The sequence below is a fragment of the uncultured Reyranella sp. genome (genome assembly GCF_945957355.1).
Lineage (GTDB): Bacteria > Pseudomonadota > Alphaproteobacteria > Reyranellales > Reyranellaceae > Reyranella.
The window spans coordinates 24,827-42,658 of sequence record NZ_CAMFKM010000013.1; the positions used below are offsets into that span (position 1 = coordinate 24,827).

The window sequence follows — 17,832 nt, forward strand, 5'->3', positions numbered from 1 at the left end:
ATCGTTAGCGCTGGAAAGCGTCCGGGATATGGTCGCCGTTGGCGTCGATGTCGCGGCTGTTGGGCACGCCGTCGCGATCATAGTCGCCATTGGGACCACGGCGGCTCTGATAGCCGTAGCGCGGGGCGTTGTTGTAGTACCCGCTGTTGTTGTAGGCGTAGTTGCTGCCGTACGCCGGACGGCTGTTGTAATTGCCGTTGTTGTAGGCCGGGCGGGTATTGTAGCCGTTGTTGTAGGCGTACGTATTGTCGTAGCCGGTCTGGGTACACGCGGCGGTCGCGGCCAGCAGGCCCGCCGCCATCACGAACTTCAGCTTGTTCATCGCTACCTCCGTTTCGGGTCGAACCGTGTCTCGCGACAGGCACTTGTCCCTAGAACGAGGTACGCCGCCCGAAGTGGCATCGGGCGGGCGAAAAGTTGAAGTTATGTAAAGCCCTTCGCCCGGCAACCGAGACGGATGCCGGGCGTTTCGGACCTCCGGCTAGAGGGCGCCGGGTGCCGGGCCGCGCGCGACCTTGGCGTTGAGCTTCGGCGGATGCGTCACGATCGACTTCAGCGCCGGCACGGGCTTGCGCAGCTTGGCGATGTTGGGCAGCGGCCGGGCCAGTACCGGGTTGGTCTTGAATGCCTGCTCCATCGCGTGGGCGGCGCCCAGGACCTCGCCGTCGCCGCGGAAGCGGCCGACCACCTGCAGGCCGAACGGCATCTTCTTGTCGTCGACGCCGCAGGGCAGTGAGACGGCCGGGTTCGACGTCAGGGTGACGAAGTACTTGGTCGCCATCCAGTGGTAGTAGGTGCCGAGCTTCTTGCCGTCCATCTCCTCGATGTAGAGCTGCTTCCACGGGAAGGGCGAGAAGCCGACGGTCGGGCCGATCACCAGATCGTACTCCTTGTAGATCTGTTGGAAGGCGCGGAAGATCCGCGTCTGCTCGCCATGCGCCCAGGCGAAGTCAGCCAGGCTGAGCTTCGCGCCGAGTTCGTAGTTGGCGATGATGTTCGGCCCCAGCATCTCGCGATTGTTGTTGTAGGAGTCGTGGTAGCGCGACAGGAAGCTGACCGCGCGGATCACGTCGAAGCAGCGGTCGGCGTCGCCATAGTCGACGTCCACCTTGTCGAGGCTGCGGAAGAACGGCTTCATCGCCTTGATCTTCTCGCGGAAGGTCCGGCGGATCGACTTGTCGACCGGCGCGCCGCCGAAATCCTCGGTGTAGGCGACCCTGAGGCTGCCGAGATCGACCGGCCACGGTTCGGCATAGGCTTCCGGCTCGAGCGGGAAGCTGAGCGGATCGCTGTCATGCTGGCCGACCTGCGTGGCGAAGAGCAGGCAGACATCGGCGACGCTGCGGCCCATCGGGCCCAGCACCGAGATCGGCGTCCAGCCCATGGCGCGGCGCTCGACCGCGACCATGCCCGGCGAGGGGCGGAAACCCACCACGCCGCAGAAGGCGGCGGGGTTGCGCAGGCTCCCGCCGGTATCCGAGCCGGTGCAGACCGGCAGCATGTCGGTGGCGAGCGCTGCCGCCGAGCCGCCCGACGAGCCGCCGGCATTGAGCATCGGGTTGAAGGGATTGCCGGTGGCGCCCCAGACCGGGTTGCGGCTGTTCGAGCCGGCGCCGAATTCCGGCACGTTGGTCTTGCCGACGACGATGGCGCCCGCGGCGCGCACGCGGCTCACCATGACGTTGTCGTAGCCCGGCACGTAGTCGCGATAGAGCGGCGAGCCGTAGGTGGTGAGGAGGTCCTTGGTCTCCTCGAGGTCCTTGATGCCGGTCGGCAGACCGTGCAGCAGCGGCAGGTCCTCGCCACGGCGCACCGCGGCCTCGGCGGCCTTGGCTTCCTTGCGGGCGCGGTCGACGCACATCGCAGTCACGGCGTTCACCGCCGGGTTCACCTCCTCGATGCGCTCGAGACAGGCGTCGAGCAGCTCGACCGGTGAGATTTCCTTGGTGCCGATGCGGCGGCGCAGCTCGACCGACGACAGGGTGACGAGTTCTTCTTTCGACATAGCTTCCTCTTCTTGAAATCGATTACGGCCGGTGCAGCTGGACCGGTTCGCGAGTGACGGTGCGGCGGCCGTTCTTGTAGGCGGCCAGGACCGGCGCAATGGTCCTGAGCGCCATGACCGCATCGGGAGCATCGAGGACCACGAGGTCGGCCGGACCGCCGACGGCAATGCCATAGTCGTCCTTGCGCATCAATTTGGCGGCCGTCTTGGTCGTCATGTCCCACAGCGCCTTCACTTCATCGTCGTTGGCGCGCTGGGTGACGATGGCATGCATGTTGACCTGGCGCAGCAGCTGGCCATCGCCGAACGGCGTGAACGGATTGAGAATGTTGTTGGAGCCGACGGAGCAGGTGACGCCGCGCTCGGTCAGGAAGTTCAGGTCGAGGACGTTGCGCGGCACGTTATGGTCGGTGTGCCGACCTCCGAGATAGAGGTCGGTCGCCGTCAGCACCGTCGCGGCGACGCCGGTGTCGGCCATGCGCCGGGCGACCGTGTCGAGGTCCTTGAAGGGCATGGTCGAAAGCTTGCCCACGTGGCCGACGGCGACCCGGCCGCCCCATTTGTACTTCTCGGCGAGATCGCAGACCAGCAGCGTGTCGAGATGGTCGGCGGTGGGGCCGCTGTCGACGTGCATGTCGATATCGGCATCGAACTCGCGCGCCATTTCGAAGACGCGATGGATCTGGGCAGCGCTGTCGCTGTCGTAGCTGGGCGCCGCGCCGACGACCCTCGCGCCGTTCTTCAGCGCCTCGACCATCAGCTCGTCGGTGCCGGGATTATTGGTCAGGCCTTCCTGCGGCATGACGCAGATCTCGATGTCGATCGCCCACCTGTACTTGTCGACCAGCGCCTTGACGCCTTCGAAGCCGCGCATCCCGATCTTGGGGTCGACCTCGCAATGGGGGCGCATGCGGGTGGCGCCGTGGCCGATGCATTTCTCGATCGTCGCCGACGCACGCTCGATCACGTCCTCGACCGTCATCGTGTGTTTGACTGCCGACACGCGCTCCATGGCGAGGTGCGGCATGCGCCTGGTGTTGTGCTCGCAGCGGCCGAGGATGCAGGCCTTGTCGAGGTGGATGTGGGTGTCGACGAAGCCGGAGCAGACGAGGCGGCCGTGGCCCTTGTATTCCTCCCGGGCGCTGCCGCCCAGCTTCGGGGCGATGGCGGCGATGCGGCCCTGGACGACGCCGATGTCGGTGGTCGGTTGATCGGGCGTACTGTCGGCGAGCCGCACATCGCGCAGGACAAGGTCGAAATCCATCATCACTCCAGTCGCCGGCGGCGGCCGGCACGCATGTTGCACCATGCCGTCGTCCAATAACAGCCCGACGGCCCCGGAGGCTCAGCAAGAACCATGCTCTCTCGACGTCACCTCCTGCTTGCAGCAACGGCCGCGGCCGCTTCCCCGAGCATCGCCGCGGGGCAGACCGCAACCCCGGCGCCGTGGCCGACCAAGCCGATCCGCTGGATCGTCAACTTTCCACCCGCAGGTGCGGCCGACATCATGTCCCGGGCACTGGCGGAGTATTTCGGCACGAAGCTCGGTCAGCCCATCATCGTCGAGAACAAACCCGGCGCCGGCGGCATGCTAGGGGCGGATATCGTGGCCAAGGCCCGTGGCGACGCCTACATCGTCATGATCTCCAGCGCCGCCTCGCACGGCATCGGACCCGTCCTTTACAAGGACGTGCCCTACGATCCACTGGCCGACTTCACCCATATCCATCTGGTGGGCACCTTCCCGAGCGTCCTGGCGGTGAACGGCACGTCGCCAATCGGCTCGGTGAAGGAGCTGATCGACAGGGCGCGCGCGAAACCGGGCGAGGTCACTTATGGTTCCGGTGGCAACGGCACGATGAATCATCTGGTCGGCCAGCTGCTGGCGCTCTCGACCAAGGTACAGCTCACGCACATTCCCTATCGCGGCTCGGCGCCGGCGATGAACGACCTGATGGGCGGCCAGATCGCGGCGCTGATGGAGAGCCTGCCGACGGCGACCGGGTACTTCACCTCCAAGCGCATGAAGCCGCTGGCGGTGAGCGAGGACCAGCGTGCACCGACCCTGCCGGACGTGCCGACCTTCCGCGAGGCGGGATTCCCCGAGGTCGTGGCGACCAACTGGTTCGGCTTCTCCGCCCCGGCCGGACTCCCTCCCGAGATCGCCAAGCGATGGGAGGTGGAAATCGCCGCCGCCCTGCAAAGTGCCGAGATCAAGGAGCGGTTCGACAAGCTCGGCATCCGGCCTGGGACTCTGGGCGCGCAGGGCTACACGGCGCTCATCGCCAAGGAGCTGCCGCGCTGGCGCGAGGTGATCAAGGAAGGAAATATCCGCGCAGACTGATTGCCTGATGCGCCGCTTCCGGCACAATGCGCGCCGGAGGAAATCAAGATGGTGCATCCGCTTCGCGACAAGGCGGCCGTCAGCGGCATTGGCGAGACCGCATATACGCGCGGCACGACCAAGAGCGGCCTCGCGCTGCAGCTCGAGGCCAGTCTCAGGGCGCTCGACGATGCCGGGATCGACCCGCGCGACGTCGACGGCGTCATTCCGTATTTTCCCGGCGGTGCGATCGCCGAGGACTTCATCGCCAATCTCGGCCTGAAGGATCTCACGCTCTCGGCCTTCATCCCGATGGGCGGCGCGACCTGCACGGCGGCGATCCAGATGGCGGCGATGGCGGTGACGACCGGCGTCTGCAAGCACGTGCTGATCTCGGTCGGCCGCACGGGCTATTCCGGATCGCGCGTCTCGACCCGCCTGCAGCAGTTCCCGGTGTTCGCACAAGCTGCCGAGTTCGAGGCGCCGATCGGCATGTTCGCGCCAGCGCAGCTCTACGCCCAGGGCGCGCGCCGCCACATGGAACTCTACGGCACGACGGCGAGGCAGTTCGCCGAAGTGGCGGTCGTCACGCGCCAGCATGCGATCCTCAACGGCAATGTCGTCATGAACAAGCCGCTCACGGTCGAGGATCATCACGCCTCGCGCATGATCTCCGACCCGTTCCGCCTGTTCGACTGCAGCCTGGAGAGCGACGGCGGTGCCGCCGTGGTGGTGAGCGCCACCGATCGCGCGAAGGACCTCAGGAAGCCGCTGGTCACGATCGCCGGCGTCGCCGAAGGGCACCCTGAGTCGCCAGCCTCGATCGCGCAGCGCCCGGACATATTGGAATTCGGCCTGGTGAAGTCCGCGCCGCGCGCCTACGCGATGGCGGGGCTGGGGCCGAAGGACATCGACGTGGCGGAGATCTACGACTGCTTCACCTTCACGGTGATCCGCCAGCTCGAGATCCTGGGCTTCTGCAAGACCGGCGAGGGCGGACCGTTCGTAATGGACGGCCGCATCGCGCTGGGCGGTGAGCTGCCGATCAACACCCATGGCGGGCTGCTGAGCCAGGGTCACGTGGTCGGCCTCAACCATGTGATAGAACTGACGCGCCAGCTGCGCCGCGAGGCCGGCAAGGCACAGGTGAAGGATGCCGAAGTGGGTCTCGTCACCGGCTACGGCGACATGGGCGACGGGTCGATCGCCATCCTGAGGAGGGCGGCATGAGCATGGCTCCGATACCGGCTGCCGCGCCGGCTCCCGAACGCCCGCTGCCGACGCCGACGCGCGAGAGCCAGCCCTATTGGGATGGCATGCGCGAGGGCCGCTTCCTGCTGCAGTACTGTTTGTCCTGCGGTAAGGTCCGGCACTATCCGCGGCCCGTGTGCCCTCACTGCTTCTCGATGGAGAGCGAGTTCAGGGAAGCGCCGCTCGGCGGCAGTCTCCATGCCTGGACGGTGTGTCACCACCCGTTCAACTTCTTCTTCAAGGCATCGGCGCCCTACATCGTTGCACTGGTCGACATGGATGCCGGCGTGAGGGTCAATGCGCAGCTGCACGGTATTCCCGAAGGCGAGCTGAAGATCGGCCGGCGCGTGAAGCTGGGCTTCGAGCCGGTCAACAAAGAGGTGACGCTGCCCGTCTTCGTCGCCGAATAGAGAAATCCTGGGAGGAAAATCATGAAGCGTTCCGTTTTCGTGGCGTCGGCCCTGGCCGCGCTGCTGTTGCCGCTTGCCGCCTCGGCGCAGACCGACTGGCCGACCAAGCCGGTTTCGATGGTCGTGCCCTACCCGCCGGGCGGCGTGAACGACGCGGTGGCCCGCGTCTATGCCGAAAAGCTCTCGGCGGAACTGGGCAAGCCGTTCATCGTCGACAACCGCGCCGGCGCGGCCACCACCGTGGCGTCCAACTTCGTCGCCAAGGCCGCACCCGACGGCTACACGATCTATGCCGCCGGCACGTCGCTGATCATCAACCCGACGCTCACCGGCCAGGTCCAGTACGATCCCAACAAGAGCTTCGAGCTCGTGTCGCTGATGTCGTTCACACCCTTCATCCTGCACGTGAACGCCGACTTCCCCGCCAAGAACATGGCCGAGCTGATCGCTTACGTGAAAGCCAACCCGGGCAAGTTCAACATCGCGAGCTCCGGTATCGGCGCCACCAATCATCTCGCCGCCGAACTGCTCAAGGCCCAGGCCGGCCTCAACATCACGCACGTGCCCTACAAGGGCGGCGCCCAAGCGGGGCAGGACGTGGCGTCGGGCCAAGCCCAGATGATGTTCTCGGCTGCCCTCGAGGCCAAGCCGATCCTCGCGACAGGCCGCACTCGGGCCATCGCCATCTCGAGCCTGAAGCGCTCGCCGGCCTTCCCCGACATCCCGACCGTGGTCGAGGCGGCGGGACTACCCGACTTCGAGGCGGTGTTCTGGCAGGGCATGGTGGTACCGGCCGGCACACCCAAGGCGATCGTCGACAAGCTGCAGAAGGCGATCGCCAAGATCGCGGCCGAGCCCGAGATGATCGAGCGCTTCAAGCCCCAGGGCGTCGAGATTCGCGCCTCGACACCGGCCGAGTTCAAGACGTTCCTCGACAAAGAGGAGAAGCGCTGGACGAAGCTTATCAAGGAACAGAACATCAAGCCGGAGTAGGCACTCTCGTTAGAGTGCTTTCCGAAGTGTGAGATTGAAGCGGCGGGTTCCGGTCAATGGGTGCTCGCCGCTTTTCAATGTCAGTACGCCGTGATGGAACAGGCGTGACGGGCCGCCCCACACGACGACGTCGCCGTGCTCCAGCACGACCTTCCGGACGGGATCGGCGCGCTTGGGTCCGCCGAACTGGAAGGTGGCGGGGAGGCCGAGCGACACCGAGACGATGGGATGCGCATAGTCGGCCTCGTCCCGGTCCTGGTGCAGCGATAGCTTCGTGCCAGGCTCGTAGCGGTTGATCAGGCAGGCGTCGGGAGCGAAGGTCGCGAACCCGGCCGCGGTCGCCGCTTCGTCGGCGAGAACGAGGAACTCCACAGGCATGGCTGGCCACGGCGCGCCGCTTTGCGGGTCGTGCGCCTGGTAACGGTAGCCCGAGCGGTCGGTGACCCAGCCGGCCGTGCCGCAATTGGTCATCGCCACCGACATCTCGAAACCGCCGGGCGTCATCATATGTCGGAACGGCGCCTTGGCCGCGATCGCTTCGATCGCCGCCAGGAGCGCGACATCACGCTTTCGTGCGAATCCGCGCAACGCCGTGGCGCCGGGCGCCAGCGCCTCCTTCCTGCCATCTGCGTCGAACAGGCTTTGCTGCATCGTTCCGATATAGGGCATCTTCCGCCGGAAGCATCTGGAGTAGCGTGATGAAGAACTGGATCATTGCCGCCGCTGTGATCGTCGCCGGCCTGGCGACCGCGGCCGGCCCTGCAGCCGCGCAATCCGGAGAAGCCGCGAAGGGGCAGCGCGTCTTCAACACTCAGTGCAAGTCCTGCCATACGGTGGAGAAGGACGGCGCGCAGGCGACGGGTCCCAACCTGCACGGTCTGTTCGGTCGCAAGGCCGGCACGAATGCGGGCTATGCCTATTCCGACGCCATGAAGAATTCCGGCATCGTCTGGGACGATGCGACGCTCGCCGAATACACCCGCGATCCCAAGGGCAAGGTACCCGGCACCAAGATGCTCTACAATGGCGTGAAGAATGCCGGCCAGCTCGCCGACCTCGTCGCCTATCTCAAGGAAGCGACGAAGTAGCGCTTACGCCGTGAAGCTGTCGCGCGCCCGTACATAGGCGAACGAGCCCAGCACGAGACCGGCGGCCAAGGTGCCGAAGACCCAGCGATAGGCCGTGTCGCCGGCGCCGAAGGCTTCAACGATATAGCCGGCGATGGCCGGTAGCACGGTGAGGCCCAGGCATTGCGCCATGTTCACGGTTGTGACGCCGCGGCCGGCCAGCCGGTCGGGAAACAGCGCGCGGCCCTGCGCCACGATCACCGTGCCGTAGGCGCAGAAGAAGCAGAAGGCGATCAGCAGCGAGGCGGCGAGCCAGAGCGGCGGATGGGGCAGTACCGCGAGGACCGCCAGCAGCCCCGTCGAGATCGCGGCACCGCCGAACACTACTCTCTTGCGCGAGCGCAGTACGCGATCCATCGGCCCGTAGGCCAGGATGCCCAGGATCTGGGCCACGCCCATGGCCAGCAGCACGTTGCCGCGGGCCACGCCGTCGAGCTTGTGCACGTCGTAGAGATAGGGGCCGCCCCATACACCGAGCACCGTCAGCATCGTTGCGTATGCGAAGAAGTGCATGGAGAGGACGGGGCCGAGGCCGGGGGTGCGCCACACTTCCCACAGGCCGCGCACAATCTGCCCGGGCGACTCCCGCGCGGGCTCGGGTCCGCGATGTTCCGGCGGCCGGTCGCGCACGAAGATCAGGAAGCCCACCGCGACCAGCAGCGTGACGATGGCGAGACCAACGAAGCCTGTGCGCCAGCCGACGGTTGCCGCGATCCAGGCGAGTGGTGTGGCGGCCGCGAGGGTGCCGATGTTGGAGGCCGCGAACACCCAGGAGAGGCGAGTCGCGAGCCTGGCCGGCTCGAACCAGCGCGAGCACAGGAACACCACCGACATGAAGGAGGCAGCGCAGCCGATGCCGACGATGGTGCGCCCGGCGATCAGGTCGGTGGCATCGGACGCATGGGCGATCCAAAGCGATCCCAGCATTGCGAGCAGCGACAGGGCCGCCACCGTCCGCCTTGCGCCGAACCGGTCGAACCACAGGCCGACGGGAATCTGGACCGCGAACAGGGCGAAGAAGAAGGCGCTGCCCGCCCAGCCGAGCTGGCGCGCGCTGAGGTCGAGGTCGCGCACGAGCTCGGGCGCGATCACGCTGTTCGACACGCGATAGAACTGGCTGAGGCAGGTGACGGCGATCAGCAGGATGAGCAGGGGCAGTCTCGACGCCATGGCCCGGCTTGCTACCACGGATGCGACGAACATTCCTTCGGTTTGGACCGAAGGATCATCCGGCAATTCCGTCGTCTCAAGCGGATCGCCATTTCGGGCCGACCCTTGGCCGATCTCGTCCTAGTCGAGGCTCTTGCCGTCGATTTGCTTGTCGAAGGCGAGGTCGTCATTGAGGCACCATTGCTCGGCGACAAGGCCGTTCTCGATGCGGAAGATCGAGAGTTCGTCGACATTGATCGCATGGCCGGTCGGCGGGCGTTTGCCGAAGGGGCCGAGATGGGTTCCCGTCGAGTGATAGCGCACCGCGACCCGATCGCCGTCGATGATCATGTCGTCGATATGTTCGCGCCAGTCTGGAAAACCGGCGCGGATGCGTTCGATGGCGCGGCGGATGCCGTCGTGCCCGTCGCGACTCTCGCCTTTGCCCCAGCCCTTGGGCATGTGCGCCACGAAGTCGGCGGCATAGATTTCCGGGATCGCGTCGAGTTCGCCGGTGCCCCAGATCTCGTGCAGTCGCTCGATCAGGTCGCGGGCTTGGTCGCGGGACATCATCGCTGTGCCGACATCAGAAGGAAAGAAGGACGCTCGTCGGCACCCGCCCAGTCGGGATGCGCGGCAACGTCGTCCGCGCTCGCGGACCATTCTTCCAGCCGCGCTATCGTGAAGCCCGTCGCGATCAGCAGGTTGGCGTAGGTGGCGACGGTGCGGTGCTGCTTGATGACGCCTTTGGCCAGCCAGTCGGTCGAGCGGGTGCCTTCCTCAGCGTAACTGTTCACCGGCCAGGCGAGACGGCCGTCGGGATCGCGTGTCCAGGCGGGACGGCCAGGCGCAGTGTACATCGGATGCTCGACCGAGAAGACGAAGCGGCCGCCCGGCACAAGGCCGCAGCGGACCTGTTGGAACAGGCCGCGCAGATTTTCGATATAGTGCAGCGCCAGCGAGCTGTAGACGAGATCGAACGCGCCTTCGGCCAGCGCGAGTGCCTCGAGGTCGGCGCGCTCGTAGCGGATCGCGGGGTCGCCCGTGGTCTCGCGCGCCCGCGCCAGCATGTTCTCCGACACGTCTAGGCCTAGAACGGCGGCCGCGCCGGCATCGCGCGCCCAGCGGCAGAACCAGCCGAAGCCGCAGCCCAGATCCGCGACCCGCCGGCCCTGGAGGTCGGGAAGCATCGACTGCAGGGTCGGCCATTCAGGTGCCGCCGGCAGCCCTTCCACGGACCGCGGAAGGCGGCTGTAGCCCGCAAAGAACTCGGGGGTGTCGTAGATGTTCTGCGTCATCGTCCTATTTGACGGCAGCGGCCGCCCTGGCCTGGCGGCAGGCGAGTGCCAGCGCGGCGCCGAGGTCGCCGAGCAGCTTGCCGGTCATCTCGTCGATGAGCTTGCCGTCGGCGAACTTGTTCTGCGCCTGGGCGATCATGACCTCGGGCTTGTTGACCGGACGGCCATCGAGGAACACCAGGGTCTGGCGAAGCTGGTACTGGGCGCGCGCCGTGCCGAGGACGCCCATCGAGGCGCCGAACAGGGCGACCGGCTTGGCGGCGAAGGGCTGCGGGCTCATGCGCGAGAGCCAGTCGATGGCGTTCTTCAGCACGCCGGAGATGCCGTAATTGTATTCCGGGCTGACGAGGACGATGCCGTCGGCCTCGAGCATGGCCTTCTGTGCGGCCTGCACCTTGTCGGGAAAACCCTTGGCCTGCAGGTCGGCGTCGTAGAGCGGCCAGTCGCCGATTTCGATCGTGTCGCACGCGGCGCCGGTCGGGAGCCGCTCGACGAAGGCCTGCAGCGACAGGCGGTTGAAGGACGCCTTGCGCAGGCTGCCGCAGAAGGCGACGAGTTTCAGGCTCTCGGACATGCGAAGGGTTCCTTTGTCAGCGTGGGCATGGAGGGCTACATAGGAGGCCCTTGGAAAGTTGGCAAACCCGGGAGCAGGGCGAAAGATGATGCGATCCGTATTCGTGGCCGCCGGCGTCGCGGCCGCCGCATTGACCCTTTCGCAACCGGCCGCCGCTCAGGACCAGCCGCCCGACAAGTGGGTCATGTACTGCTCCTCCGATGGCGGCCGGGATTGCGGCGCCCAGGCGACAATCGATGGCAACAGCCTCCTCGGCCAGTTCCTCGTGATGCGCTACTCGGCGGCCTACAAGAAGATCTCCGTGGTCGGGGACGGCCAGGGCGTGCGCGCCAGCATCCAGGTCGATTCCAACCCCTTCATCTCGACCAGCATCTGCGGCCAGGGCATCTGCCAGTACGACGAAGGCAAGTCGGCCGAGCTGCTGCAGCAACTGCGCACGGGCTCGCAGATCCAGATCCAGCTCGAGTTGCAGGGTACGATGGCGGGGCCCTTCGTGCAGTCGCTCAAGGGCTTCGATCGCGAGCTACAGAGGGCGTTGGCGGCCCAACGCGCTCGCTAACATTAACATTGCTTGGCATCGCGACGGCCCGCGAACCCGCGGCTGCCGCGTTCAACGCCGGGAATGATCCCCGTCGTCGGGCTCCCGCTCCCGTCCGGCGGCCTGCCGAATGAGGGCGAGCGCCGGTCCGATTACGCTGTCGTCGGCGTCAGCTGGATACACGGCATAGGCCGTTATTGTGAATTCCGGCCGGCCGGAATCGATCGTGAGTCTGCCGCTCTTCAGGTAAGGGCGCACGAGGCGGACCGGAAAGTAGCCCGAGCCACCATTGTCGAGCACATGTTGCAGGCCCAGCCAGCCGATATTGACGCTGAGGGCAGCACCGAAGAATTCCGGGAAGCTCGCACCGTGGCGCGCAATGTATTCCGGCCCCCAGTCGATACAGACGTAATGCGGTCCCAGCGCCGAACGGCGCAAGGGCTTCGTCGATGCGAGAACGAGCCTGTCGTCGAACAGGGGTTCGACCCGCAAACCCGGCCGGCTCTGCGGCGTGTACATGACGGCGACGTCGATGCGTCCTTCGACCAGCCCTTCCATGAGGTCACGCTCTACGCCGATCTCGGCACGGACGGACAAGTCGGTGGCCGTCGCAAGAAGCGCCGGCAGCTGCCGCAAGAGAAACTGATCCCACAGGCCGATGCGCGCGCCGATGGTGAGCGTGGCGCGAAAGCCTTCGGCGATGCCGACATCGTGGCGTGCCTGTTCGACCGTACGCACGAGGGTGGAAGCATGCTTCTGGAAACGCCGACCGGCCGAGGTCAGCGTGGCGCCGCCCTTGTTGCGGACGAAGAGGCGGCAGCCCAACTGCGTCTCCAGCGTCCGGATGCGCGTGCTCACGGTCGACTGCGTAACGTGCAGCCGTTCGGCCGCCATCACGAAGTTGCCGGCGGCGACGACTGCCAGGAAGGTGCGGGCCTGTTCGGTGTCCACGGCGCTCTAGTATCGACTTAGTCGATATTATCGGCCGATTATCATCGTTTCCCAAATAGTTTGCTTCGTCCTAGCATTGAACAGGAGCAGACATGACCGACATGGCAATGGCGAACACTGGCTTCGATGGCGGTCATGCGATCGACAAGGCCGGCCTGATCGCCTTTCTGAACGAACTTCTCGAGGCGGAACGCGCCGGCGCCAAGGTGGCGCTGGAAAGTGCTGCCGAGGCAACCGAGCCTGCAGTCGTTGCCCTGCTGAAGAACATCCAGCGGGATGAAGCGCATTGGTGCGCGATGCTGCTTCGCCAGATCAAGCAGCTGGGCGGCGAGGTGTCGCCGCGTATCGGCGCCTTCCACGGCAAGGCGATGGCGATCCGGGACCTGAAGGAGCGCATCGTCTTCCTCAATCGCGGCCAGGGTTGGGTGGTGCGCAAGCTGCGCGAGGTGACTCCACTGGTGCGTGACGAGGCCCTGCATGCCGATCTGGCGCACATGCTTTCTTCGCATGTGGCGAACATCACCCTGGCCAATTCGACGATCGCATGAAGGCCAACGACAACGCAGCCAACCGCGACGAACTGGCAGAGGACTACAGCTCTCCTCCCTGCATGATGCATCTCGTCGATCCGATCTCGGGCATGGTGTCCGACCAGGATCCCCGCCAGCAACAGGATCTCAAGCGCTGGCGCACGGTGGAGCGCGAGCGGTTGATCGCGCTGCGTCTGGCGATCCCTGCCGAGGAGAGACGTCGCTTCTCCGAGCGCGTGGCGCGCGAACTCGACCGGCTCCTGGGCGATCTCTCAGGGAAGACCGTCAGCGTCTATCTGCCGTTTCGCGGCGAACCCGACCTGCGTCCCTGGATCGAGGGGCTGTCGATGTGCGGGGCGACCGCGGCGTTGCCGGTCGTCGTCGCTCCGTGCTCGCCGCTGGTGTTCCGCACGTGGGCTCGCGGGGAGCCGCTTCAGCCCGGTGTCTGGAATATCCCGGTGCCGGCCGGAGGAACGGTCGTGACGCCCGACATCGTGATCGCGCCCGTCGTCGGTTACGACCAGGCCTGCTACCGGCTGGGCCATGGCGGCGGCTTCTACGACCGCACGCTGGCCGCATTGCCGGGCCGCCCTCGTATCCTGGGCGTGGGCTACGAACGGCTCGCCCTGCGTACCATCTACCCCCAGACGTATGACGTGCCGATGGACGCCATCGTCACGGAAGCGGGCGTGCTCATTCGCTAGCCGCCCCGCTATTCGAGCCGGCGGGAGAACAGCCAGGTCGCGTAGCCCAGCGTGACGCAGCCGATCAGCGCCATCGGCCAGAGGTGGGGCCAGGCGAGTTCCCAGGTGAGGTCCTGCAGGAAGATCCCTCGGCTCAGGGTCACCATGTAGCGGATCGGGTTGAGATGGGTGAGCGCCTGGGCCCAGTCGGGCATGTTGGCAATGGGAGTCGTGAAGCCGGACAGCACCATCGCGGGCGACAGGAACAGGAACACGCCGAGGATCGCCTGCTGCTGGGTCTTGGCCACCGATGAGATGACCAGCCCGATCCCGACCGCGGACAGGACGAAGATCGCGATTGCCACGTTGAACAACACGACGCTGCCGACGAAGGGCACGCCATAGGCGAACCAGGTGAGCAGGGCGATCAGGTTGGCCTCGACGAAGCCGATGCAGAGCGCCGGGACGGTCTTGCCCACGAGGATTTCCATGGGGCGCAACGGCGTGACGAGCAGCTGCTCGAACGTGCCGAGTTCGCGCTCGCGGGCGACCGAGAGCGCCGTGATCAGCAGGGTCGCCACGATGGTGAGCAGCACCGTCAGGCCGGGCAGGATGAACCAGCGGCTGTCGAAGTTGGGATTGAACCAGGCGCGTGAGTGAATGTTCAACTCGGCGGTGGCCTGGCCGGCCCGCGCCAGGTTGAAGCTTTCGACGATGCCCAGCGCGTAGCTCTGCAGGATGAGGGCGGCGTTGGACTTGCGGCCGTCGAGCAGCAGCTGGACGCGGGCCGGCCGGCCGGCCGCGACATCGGCGGAGAAGGTCTGGCCGACATGCAGCACCGCCTTTACTTTCTGCGAGTCGAGCGCGTTCTGGACGGCCCGTGGATTGTCGAAGCGCGCGACGACGTGGAAGGCCGGTGAGGCCTCGAAGCGGCTGACGAGTTCCTGCGCCGGTCGTGCGCGGTCCTCGATCCAGAGGCCGAGGGCGGCATCGGACACTTCGAAGGTTGCGGCGCTTCCGAACAGGACGAGCTGCACCAGCGGCGGGACCACCAGAACCATGCGGCTCTTGCGATCCTTCCACAGCATCTTGAATTCCTTGAGGATCAGCGCCGCGATGCGTCGCCACATGGGGTTACTCCAGGCTGCGGCGGGTGCGGGCGATGGCCAGCGCGAGGAACACGATGGCGAAGCCCATCAGCATCGCGAGGTTGGGCAGCAGTACGGGCCAGACCGTGCCCGCGAGGAACAGGGTCTGCAGGCTCGATACGAAGTAGCGGGCCGGAAAGACCGTCGTCACGGCCTGTACCCAGCGCGGCATGCTCTCGATGTCGAACATGAGTCCCGACAGGATCAGCGCCGGCATGAAGGTGACGAGGAAGGCGAGCTGCGCCGCGACGAACTGGCTGCGGGCGACCGTCGATATCAGCAGGCCCATCGCCAGGGAGACGATGAGGAACACCGAGGAGATGGCGATCAGCACCTCGGGGGAGCCGCGGAAGGGCACCTCGAACACGACCAGCCCGATGAAGACCGAGACAGCGAGACCGCCCAGTCCCAGCACGAAATACGCGACCAGCTTGCCGAGCAGGATCTCGGTCATGCTGGCCGGCGAGGCGAGCATCGCCTCCATCGTGCCGCGCTCCCATTCGCGCGCCACCACCAGGGCGGTCAGCAGGGCGCCGATCATGGTCATGACCATCGCGATGAGGCCGGGCACGATGAAGTTGGTGCTGCGGATTTCGGGATTGAACCAGTAGCGGTTCTCGACCGTGACGGGAGACAGGGCCGGCTGGGCGCGGTCCCGCCGGTGACCCAGCAGCCACGTTGCCACGACACCCTGGGCGTAGCCGGTGACGATCCGGGCATTGTTGGCGTCGACACCGTTGACCACGATGGCGATGTCGGCCGCGCGGACCGGGTCGGCGACGCGCCGCGAGAAATCGCTGCGCAGCACGACGAAGCCTTCGATGTCGCCGCGCATCAGGGCGGCCTCGGCAGCCTTTGATGTGAGGAAGGAGAAGGGCTGGAAGTAGGGCGTATTGGCAAAGGCCTGGAACAGGCCCGCCGACTCGACGCTGCGGTTCTCGTCGACGATGCCGAAGCGCACGTTGCGGGCGTCGAGCGAGATGCCGAAGCCGATCAGCAGGAGCAGGACCACCGGCATCACGAGGGCAATCGCGATCGACGAGGGGTCGCGCACGATCTGGACGAACTCCTTGTGCAGCAGCCCGCCGAAACGACGGAAGAAGGTGCGGGCCGACGTCATGCGGCCGCCGCGCCCTGGCGTTCGGTGTCATGCTCGCGGATCAGGCCCACGAACGCGTCTTCGAGTGTCGGCTCGGGCAGGTCCGCCGTCACGAAGCGCTGCTTCATCGCATCCGGGCTGCCGGAGGCGATCATCCGTCCGGCATAGACGATGCCCAGCCGGTCGCAATACTCGGCCTCCTCCATGAAGTGCGACGTCACCAGCACCGTGACGCCACCCTCAGCCAGCCCGCCGATGCGCGACCAGAATTCCCGCCGCATCAGCGGATCCACACCCGAGGTGGGTTCGTCGAGGAACAGGACCTGCGGTTCGTGCAGCAGGGCGCATCCCAGCGCCAGGCGCTGCTTGAAGCCGAGCGGCAGGGTCCCCGCTTCCAGGTCGGCGACGGCCCCGAGGTCGAAGCTCTCGATCGTCCAGGCGATGCGGTCGGATCGGCGACGGCCAGCAAGGCCGTAGACGCCGCTGAAGAAGTCGAGATTGTCGCGGACCGACAGGTTGCCGTAGAGCGAGAATTTCTGGGACATGTAGCCGATGTGTTCGCGCGCCGTCGCGCGGGCCCGACCGAGATCGACGCCGGCCACATGCGCCGAACCGGCGCTGGGCACCAGCAGGCCACAGAGCATGCGGAAGGTCGTGGATTTGCCCGCGCCGTTGGGACCGAGCAACCCGAAGATCTCGCCGGGCCTCACGGTGAAGCTCACCCGGTCGACCGCCCGGAATTTTCCGAAGTCGCGTGTGAGGTCGCGAGCCTCGATCGCGATGCCGTCGGTTGAGGGGGTGATGGCCTCCTGAGGCGGTGGCGCTGCGACTGGCGGTCGGTCGGCCTGGAGCAGACTGACGAATGCATCCTCAAAACGTGGCCGCGTCGGACGGGCGGTCGCATCGCTTCCCACCAGAGCGGTAAGGTCGGGGAGGACGCCTCCCTCTTTAAGCACGAGCCGCAGGCTGCGGCCCTGGATGGTGGCATCGGCGACGGAGGGAAGCGCGGCCGCAGCACGCTGGATGCGATGGCGCTGTCGCTCGGGCAGTTCGACCAGAAAGGTGCGTCCCTCCAGCCGCCGAGTGAAGTCGGCAGGACTACCGGAGGCGAGGAGTCGCCCTCCATCGAGCAGGAGAAAGCTGTCGCATCGTTCGGCTTCGTCGAGATAGGCGGTGCTCCAGACGATGGCGACGCCGGTCCCCGCCATTGTTCGCACGATGCGCCACAATTCGCGCCGGGAGGCAGGATCGACGCCGGCGCTCGGTTCGTCGAGCAGCAGCAGTTTCGGCCGCGGCAGCAGGGCACAGGCGAGCCCGAGCTTCTGCTTCATGCCGCCAGAGAGCTGTCCCGCCAGCCGGCCAGTGAAGGGAGCAAGGCCGGTGAACTGCAGCAGCGTCGCGAAGCGCTCGCTGCGGGCTGCGGTGTCCAGATCGTGCAGGTCCGCCTGCAACTCGAGGTTTTCCTGGACAGTCAGGTCCTCATAGAGACCGAAGCGCTGCGGCATGTAGCCGATGTCGCCCCGCACCGCGTCACGGTCCGTGGCCTCATGGCCGAGGACCTGCAGCGTTCCAGCATCCGGCATGAGGAGGCCGGCGATGAGACGAAGCAGCGTCGTCTTGCCGGCGCCATCCGGGCCGACGAGACCGGTGATTTGGCCGGCGCCGACCGTGGCCGTCACGTCCGTCAGGGCGGCCGTCGTCCCGAAATTCTTGCTGAGCCCGGCGAGGGTGACTGTTGCAGGCATGGCGCCGG

The 17,832-nt window shown here is 66.3% G+C and carries 20 protein-coding genes; 8 read left to right on the plus strand and 12 right to left on the minus strand.

All coding sequences use genetic code 11. From position 1 onward, the window contains the following. Positions 1–4: 4 nt before the first annotated feature. From Q0Q48_RS20085 to Q0Q48_RS20095, 3 genes are all read right to left on the minus strand, one after another. A complete protein-coding gene (locus Q0Q48_RS20085; RefSeq protein ID WP_295141578.1) occupies positions 5–322 on the minus strand; it encodes a hypothetical protein in 318 nt (105 codons plus the stop codon). Between the two features lie 159 nt (positions 323–481). Further along, positions 482–2,005, minus strand: a complete 1,524-nt coding sequence (locus tag Q0Q48_RS20090) for an amidase family protein (protein ID WP_295141581.1) — start codon at positions 2,003–2,005, stop codon at positions 482–484. Between the two features lie 22 nt (positions 2,006–2,027). Further along, positions 2,028–3,269 (minus strand): amidohydrolase family protein, encoded by a 1,242-nt coding sequence (locus Q0Q48_RS20095; protein WP_295141584.1) that lies wholly within the window; start codon positions 3,267–3,269, stop codon positions 2,028–2,030. 93 nt (positions 3,270–3,362) lie between these two features. Here Q0Q48_RS20095 and Q0Q48_RS20100 point away from each other — a divergent pair, with 93 nt between their 5' ends. Genes Q0Q48_RS20100 through Q0Q48_RS20115 form a run of 4 tightly spaced genes read left to right on the plus strand, consistent with a single transcriptional unit; the run spans position 3,363 to position 6,982 of the window. Continuing rightward, on the plus strand, positions 3,363–4,349 hold the full coding sequence (locus Q0Q48_RS20100) for a tripartite tricarboxylate transporter substrate binding protein (protein WP_295141587.1): 987 nt from the start codon (positions 3,363–3,365) through the stop codon (positions 4,347–4,349). A 48-nt stretch (positions 4,350–4,397) separates the two neighbouring features. Next, positions 4,398–5,558: a thiolase family protein gene (locus Q0Q48_RS20105; RefSeq protein ID WP_295141590.1), complete on the plus strand. Its 1,161-nt coding sequence runs from the start codon at positions 4,398–4,400 to the stop codon at positions 5,556–5,558. Continuing rightward, complete coding sequence (locus Q0Q48_RS20110; RefSeq protein WP_295141593.1) at positions 5,555–5,989, plus strand: OB-fold domain-containing protein; 435 nt, start codon at positions 5,555–5,557, stop codon at positions 5,987–5,989. Before Q0Q48_RS20105 ends, Q0Q48_RS20110 begins: the two co-directional genes overlap by 4 nt. Before the next feature lie 21 nt (positions 5,990–6,010). Further along, a complete protein-coding gene (locus Q0Q48_RS20115; protein ID WP_295141596.1) occupies positions 6,011–6,982 on the plus strand; it encodes a tripartite tricarboxylate transporter substrate binding protein in 972 nt (323 codons plus the stop codon). A 9-nt stretch (positions 6,983–6,991) separates the two neighbouring features. Here the strand turns inward: Q0Q48_RS20115 and alkB are convergent, their stop codons facing one another. Then, entirely contained in the window at positions 6,992–7,633 is a 642-nt protein-coding gene (gene alkB, locus Q0Q48_RS20120; RefSeq protein WP_295141599.1) for a DNA oxidative demethylase AlkB, read from the minus strand. Between the two features lie 47 nt (positions 7,634–7,680). Here alkB and Q0Q48_RS20125 point away from each other — a divergent pair, with 47 nt between their 5' ends. Then, positions 7,681–8,070 (plus strand): cytochrome c family protein, encoded by a 390-nt coding sequence (locus Q0Q48_RS20125; RefSeq protein WP_295141602.1) that lies wholly within the window; start codon positions 7,681–7,683, stop codon positions 8,068–8,070. A 3-nt stretch (positions 8,071–8,073) separates the two neighbouring features. Here Q0Q48_RS20125 and Q0Q48_RS20130 read toward each other — a convergent pair whose 3' ends face one another. From Q0Q48_RS20130 to Q0Q48_RS20145, 4 genes are all read right to left on the minus strand, one after another. Further along, positions 8,074–9,279 carry an MFS transporter gene (locus tag Q0Q48_RS20130; RefSeq protein WP_295141605.1) on the minus strand — a complete coding sequence of 402 codons (1,206 nt, stop codon included), beginning with the start codon at positions 9,277–9,279 and terminating at the stop codon, positions 8,074–8,076. 120 nt (positions 9,280–9,399) lie between these two features. Beyond that, positions 9,400–9,828 (minus strand): ester cyclase, encoded by a 429-nt coding sequence (locus Q0Q48_RS20135; protein WP_295141608.1) that lies wholly within the window; start codon positions 9,826–9,828, stop codon positions 9,400–9,402. Continuing rightward, positions 9,828–10,556: a class I SAM-dependent methyltransferase gene (locus Q0Q48_RS20140; protein WP_295141611.1), complete on the minus strand. Its 729-nt coding sequence runs from the start codon at positions 10,554–10,556 to the stop codon at positions 9,828–9,830. The genes Q0Q48_RS20135 and Q0Q48_RS20140 overlap by 1 nt, the downstream gene beginning before the upstream one ends. 4 nt (positions 10,557–10,560) lie before the next feature. Beyond that, positions 10,561–11,130: an NAD(P)H-dependent oxidoreductase gene (locus tag Q0Q48_RS20145; RefSeq protein WP_295141615.1), complete on the minus strand. Its 570-nt coding sequence runs from the start codon at positions 11,128–11,130 to the stop codon at positions 10,561–10,563. An 85-nt stretch (positions 11,131–11,215) separates the two neighbouring features. Between Q0Q48_RS20145 and Q0Q48_RS20150 the strand changes: the two genes are divergently transcribed. Beyond that, positions 11,216–11,689 (plus strand): hypothetical protein, encoded by a 474-nt coding sequence (locus Q0Q48_RS20150; protein WP_295141618.1) that lies wholly within the window; start codon positions 11,216–11,218, stop codon positions 11,687–11,689. 51 nt (positions 11,690–11,740) lie between these two features. On the opposite strand, the gene Q0Q48_RS20155 is transcribed toward Q0Q48_RS20150, so the two are convergent. Further along, positions 11,741–12,619, minus strand: a complete 879-nt coding sequence (locus Q0Q48_RS20155) for a LysR family transcriptional regulator (RefSeq protein WP_295141621.1) — start codon at positions 12,617–12,619, stop codon at positions 11,741–11,743. Positions 12,620–12,711: 92 nt separating this feature from the next. On the opposite strand from Q0Q48_RS20155, the gene Q0Q48_RS20160 reads away from it, so the two are divergent. Both Q0Q48_RS20160 and Q0Q48_RS20165 read left to right on the plus strand, forming a co-directional pair. After that, positions 12,712–13,167, plus strand: a complete 456-nt coding sequence (locus Q0Q48_RS20160) for a DUF6306 domain-containing protein (protein ID WP_295141624.1) — start codon at positions 12,712–12,714, stop codon at positions 13,165–13,167. Next, the gene (locus Q0Q48_RS20165) at positions 13,164–13,853 is read left to right on the plus strand and encodes a 5-formyltetrahydrofolate cyclo-ligase (protein ID WP_295141627.1); all 690 of its coding nucleotides are present in this window, start codon (positions 13,164–13,166) and stop codon (positions 13,851–13,853) included. The genes Q0Q48_RS20160 and Q0Q48_RS20165 overlap by 4 nt, the downstream gene beginning before the upstream one ends. An 8-nt stretch (positions 13,854–13,861) precedes the next feature. Here Q0Q48_RS20165 and Q0Q48_RS20170 read toward each other — a convergent pair whose 3' ends face one another. From Q0Q48_RS20170 to Q0Q48_RS20180, 3 genes are read right to left on the minus strand one after another with little or no spacing between them, the layout of a single operon-like run. Next, on the minus strand, positions 13,862–14,962 hold the full coding sequence (locus tag Q0Q48_RS20170) for an ABC transporter permease (protein WP_295141630.1): 1,101 nt from the start codon (positions 14,960–14,962) through the stop codon (positions 13,862–13,864). A 4-nt stretch (positions 14,963–14,966) separates the two neighbouring features. After that, positions 14,967–16,100 (minus strand): ABC transporter permease, encoded by a 1,134-nt coding sequence (locus Q0Q48_RS20175; RefSeq protein ID WP_295141632.1) that lies wholly within the window; start codon positions 16,098–16,100, stop codon positions 14,967–14,969. Further along, the gene (locus Q0Q48_RS20180) at positions 16,097–17,824 is read right to left on the minus strand and encodes an ATP-binding cassette domain-containing protein (RefSeq protein WP_295141635.1); all 1,728 of its coding nucleotides are present in this window, start codon (positions 17,822–17,824) and stop codon (positions 16,097–16,099) included. Before Q0Q48_RS20180 ends, Q0Q48_RS20175 begins: the two co-directional genes overlap by 4 nt. Positions 17,825–17,832: the final 8 nt, after the last annotated feature.

Coding starts and splice junctions, on each gene's coding strand:
- Q0Q48_RS20085 (WP_295141578.1), bottom strand. CDS start 322: ATGAACAAGCTGAAGTTCGTGATGGCGGCGGGCCTGCTGGCCGCGACC.
- Q0Q48_RS20090 (WP_295141581.1), bottom strand. CDS start 2,005: ATGTCGAAAGAAGAACTCGTCACCCTGTCGTCGGTCGAGCTGCGCCGC.
- Q0Q48_RS20095 (WP_295141584.1), bottom strand. CDS start 3,269: ATGGATTTCGACCTTGTCCTGCGCGATGTGCGGCTCGCCGACAGTACG.
- Q0Q48_RS20100 (WP_295141587.1), top strand. CDS start 3,363: ATGCTCTCTCGACGTCACCTCCTGCTTGCAGCAACGGCCGCGGCCGCT.
- Q0Q48_RS20105 (WP_295141590.1), top strand. CDS start 4,398: ATGGTGCATCCGCTTCGCGACAAGGCGGCCGTCAGCGGCATTGGCGAG.
- Q0Q48_RS20110 (WP_295141593.1), top strand. CDS start 5,555: ATGAGCATGGCTCCGATACCGGCTGCCGCGCCGGCTCCCGAACGCCCG.
- Q0Q48_RS20115 (WP_295141596.1), top strand. CDS start 6,011: ATGAAGCGTTCCGTTTTCGTGGCGTCGGCCCTGGCCGCGCTGCTGTTG.
- alkB (WP_295141599.1), bottom strand. CDS start 7,633: ATGCAGCAAAGCCTGTTCGACGCAGATGGCAGGAAGGAGGCGCTGGCG.
- Q0Q48_RS20125 (WP_295141602.1), top strand. CDS start 7,681: ATGAAGAACTGGATCATTGCCGCCGCTGTGATCGTCGCCGGCCTGGCG.
- Q0Q48_RS20130 (WP_295141605.1), bottom strand. CDS start 9,279: ATGGCGTCGAGACTGCCCCTGCTCATCCTGCTGATCGCCGTCACCTGC.
- Q0Q48_RS20135 (WP_295141608.1), bottom strand. CDS start 9,828: ATGTCCCGCGACCAAGCCCGCGACCTGATCGAGCGACTGCACGAGATC.
- Q0Q48_RS20140 (WP_295141611.1), bottom strand. CDS start 10,556: ATGACGCAGAACATCTACGACACCCCCGAGTTCTTTGCGGGCTACAGC.
- Q0Q48_RS20145 (WP_295141615.1), bottom strand. CDS start 11,130: ATGTCCGAGAGCCTGAAACTCGTCGCCTTCTGCGGCAGCCTGCGCAAG.
- Q0Q48_RS20150 (WP_295141618.1), top strand. CDS start 11,216: ATGATGCGATCCGTATTCGTGGCCGCCGGCGTCGCGGCCGCCGCATTG.
- Q0Q48_RS20160 (WP_295141624.1), top strand. CDS start 12,712: ATGACCGACATGGCAATGGCGAACACTGGCTTCGATGGCGGTCATGCG.
- Q0Q48_RS20165 (WP_295141627.1), top strand. CDS start 13,164: ATGAAGGCCAACGACAACGCAGCCAACCGCGACGAACTGGCAGAGGAC.
- Q0Q48_RS20170 (WP_295141630.1), bottom strand. CDS start 14,962: ATGTGGCGACGCATCGCGGCGCTGATCCTCAAGGAATTCAAGATGCTG.
- Q0Q48_RS20175 (WP_295141632.1), bottom strand. CDS start 16,100: ATGACGTCGGCCCGCACCTTCTTCCGTCGTTTCGGCGGGCTGCTGCAC.
- Q0Q48_RS20180 (WP_295141635.1), bottom strand. CDS start 17,824: ATGCCTGCAACAGTCACCCTCGCCGGGCTCAGCAAGAATTTCGGGACG.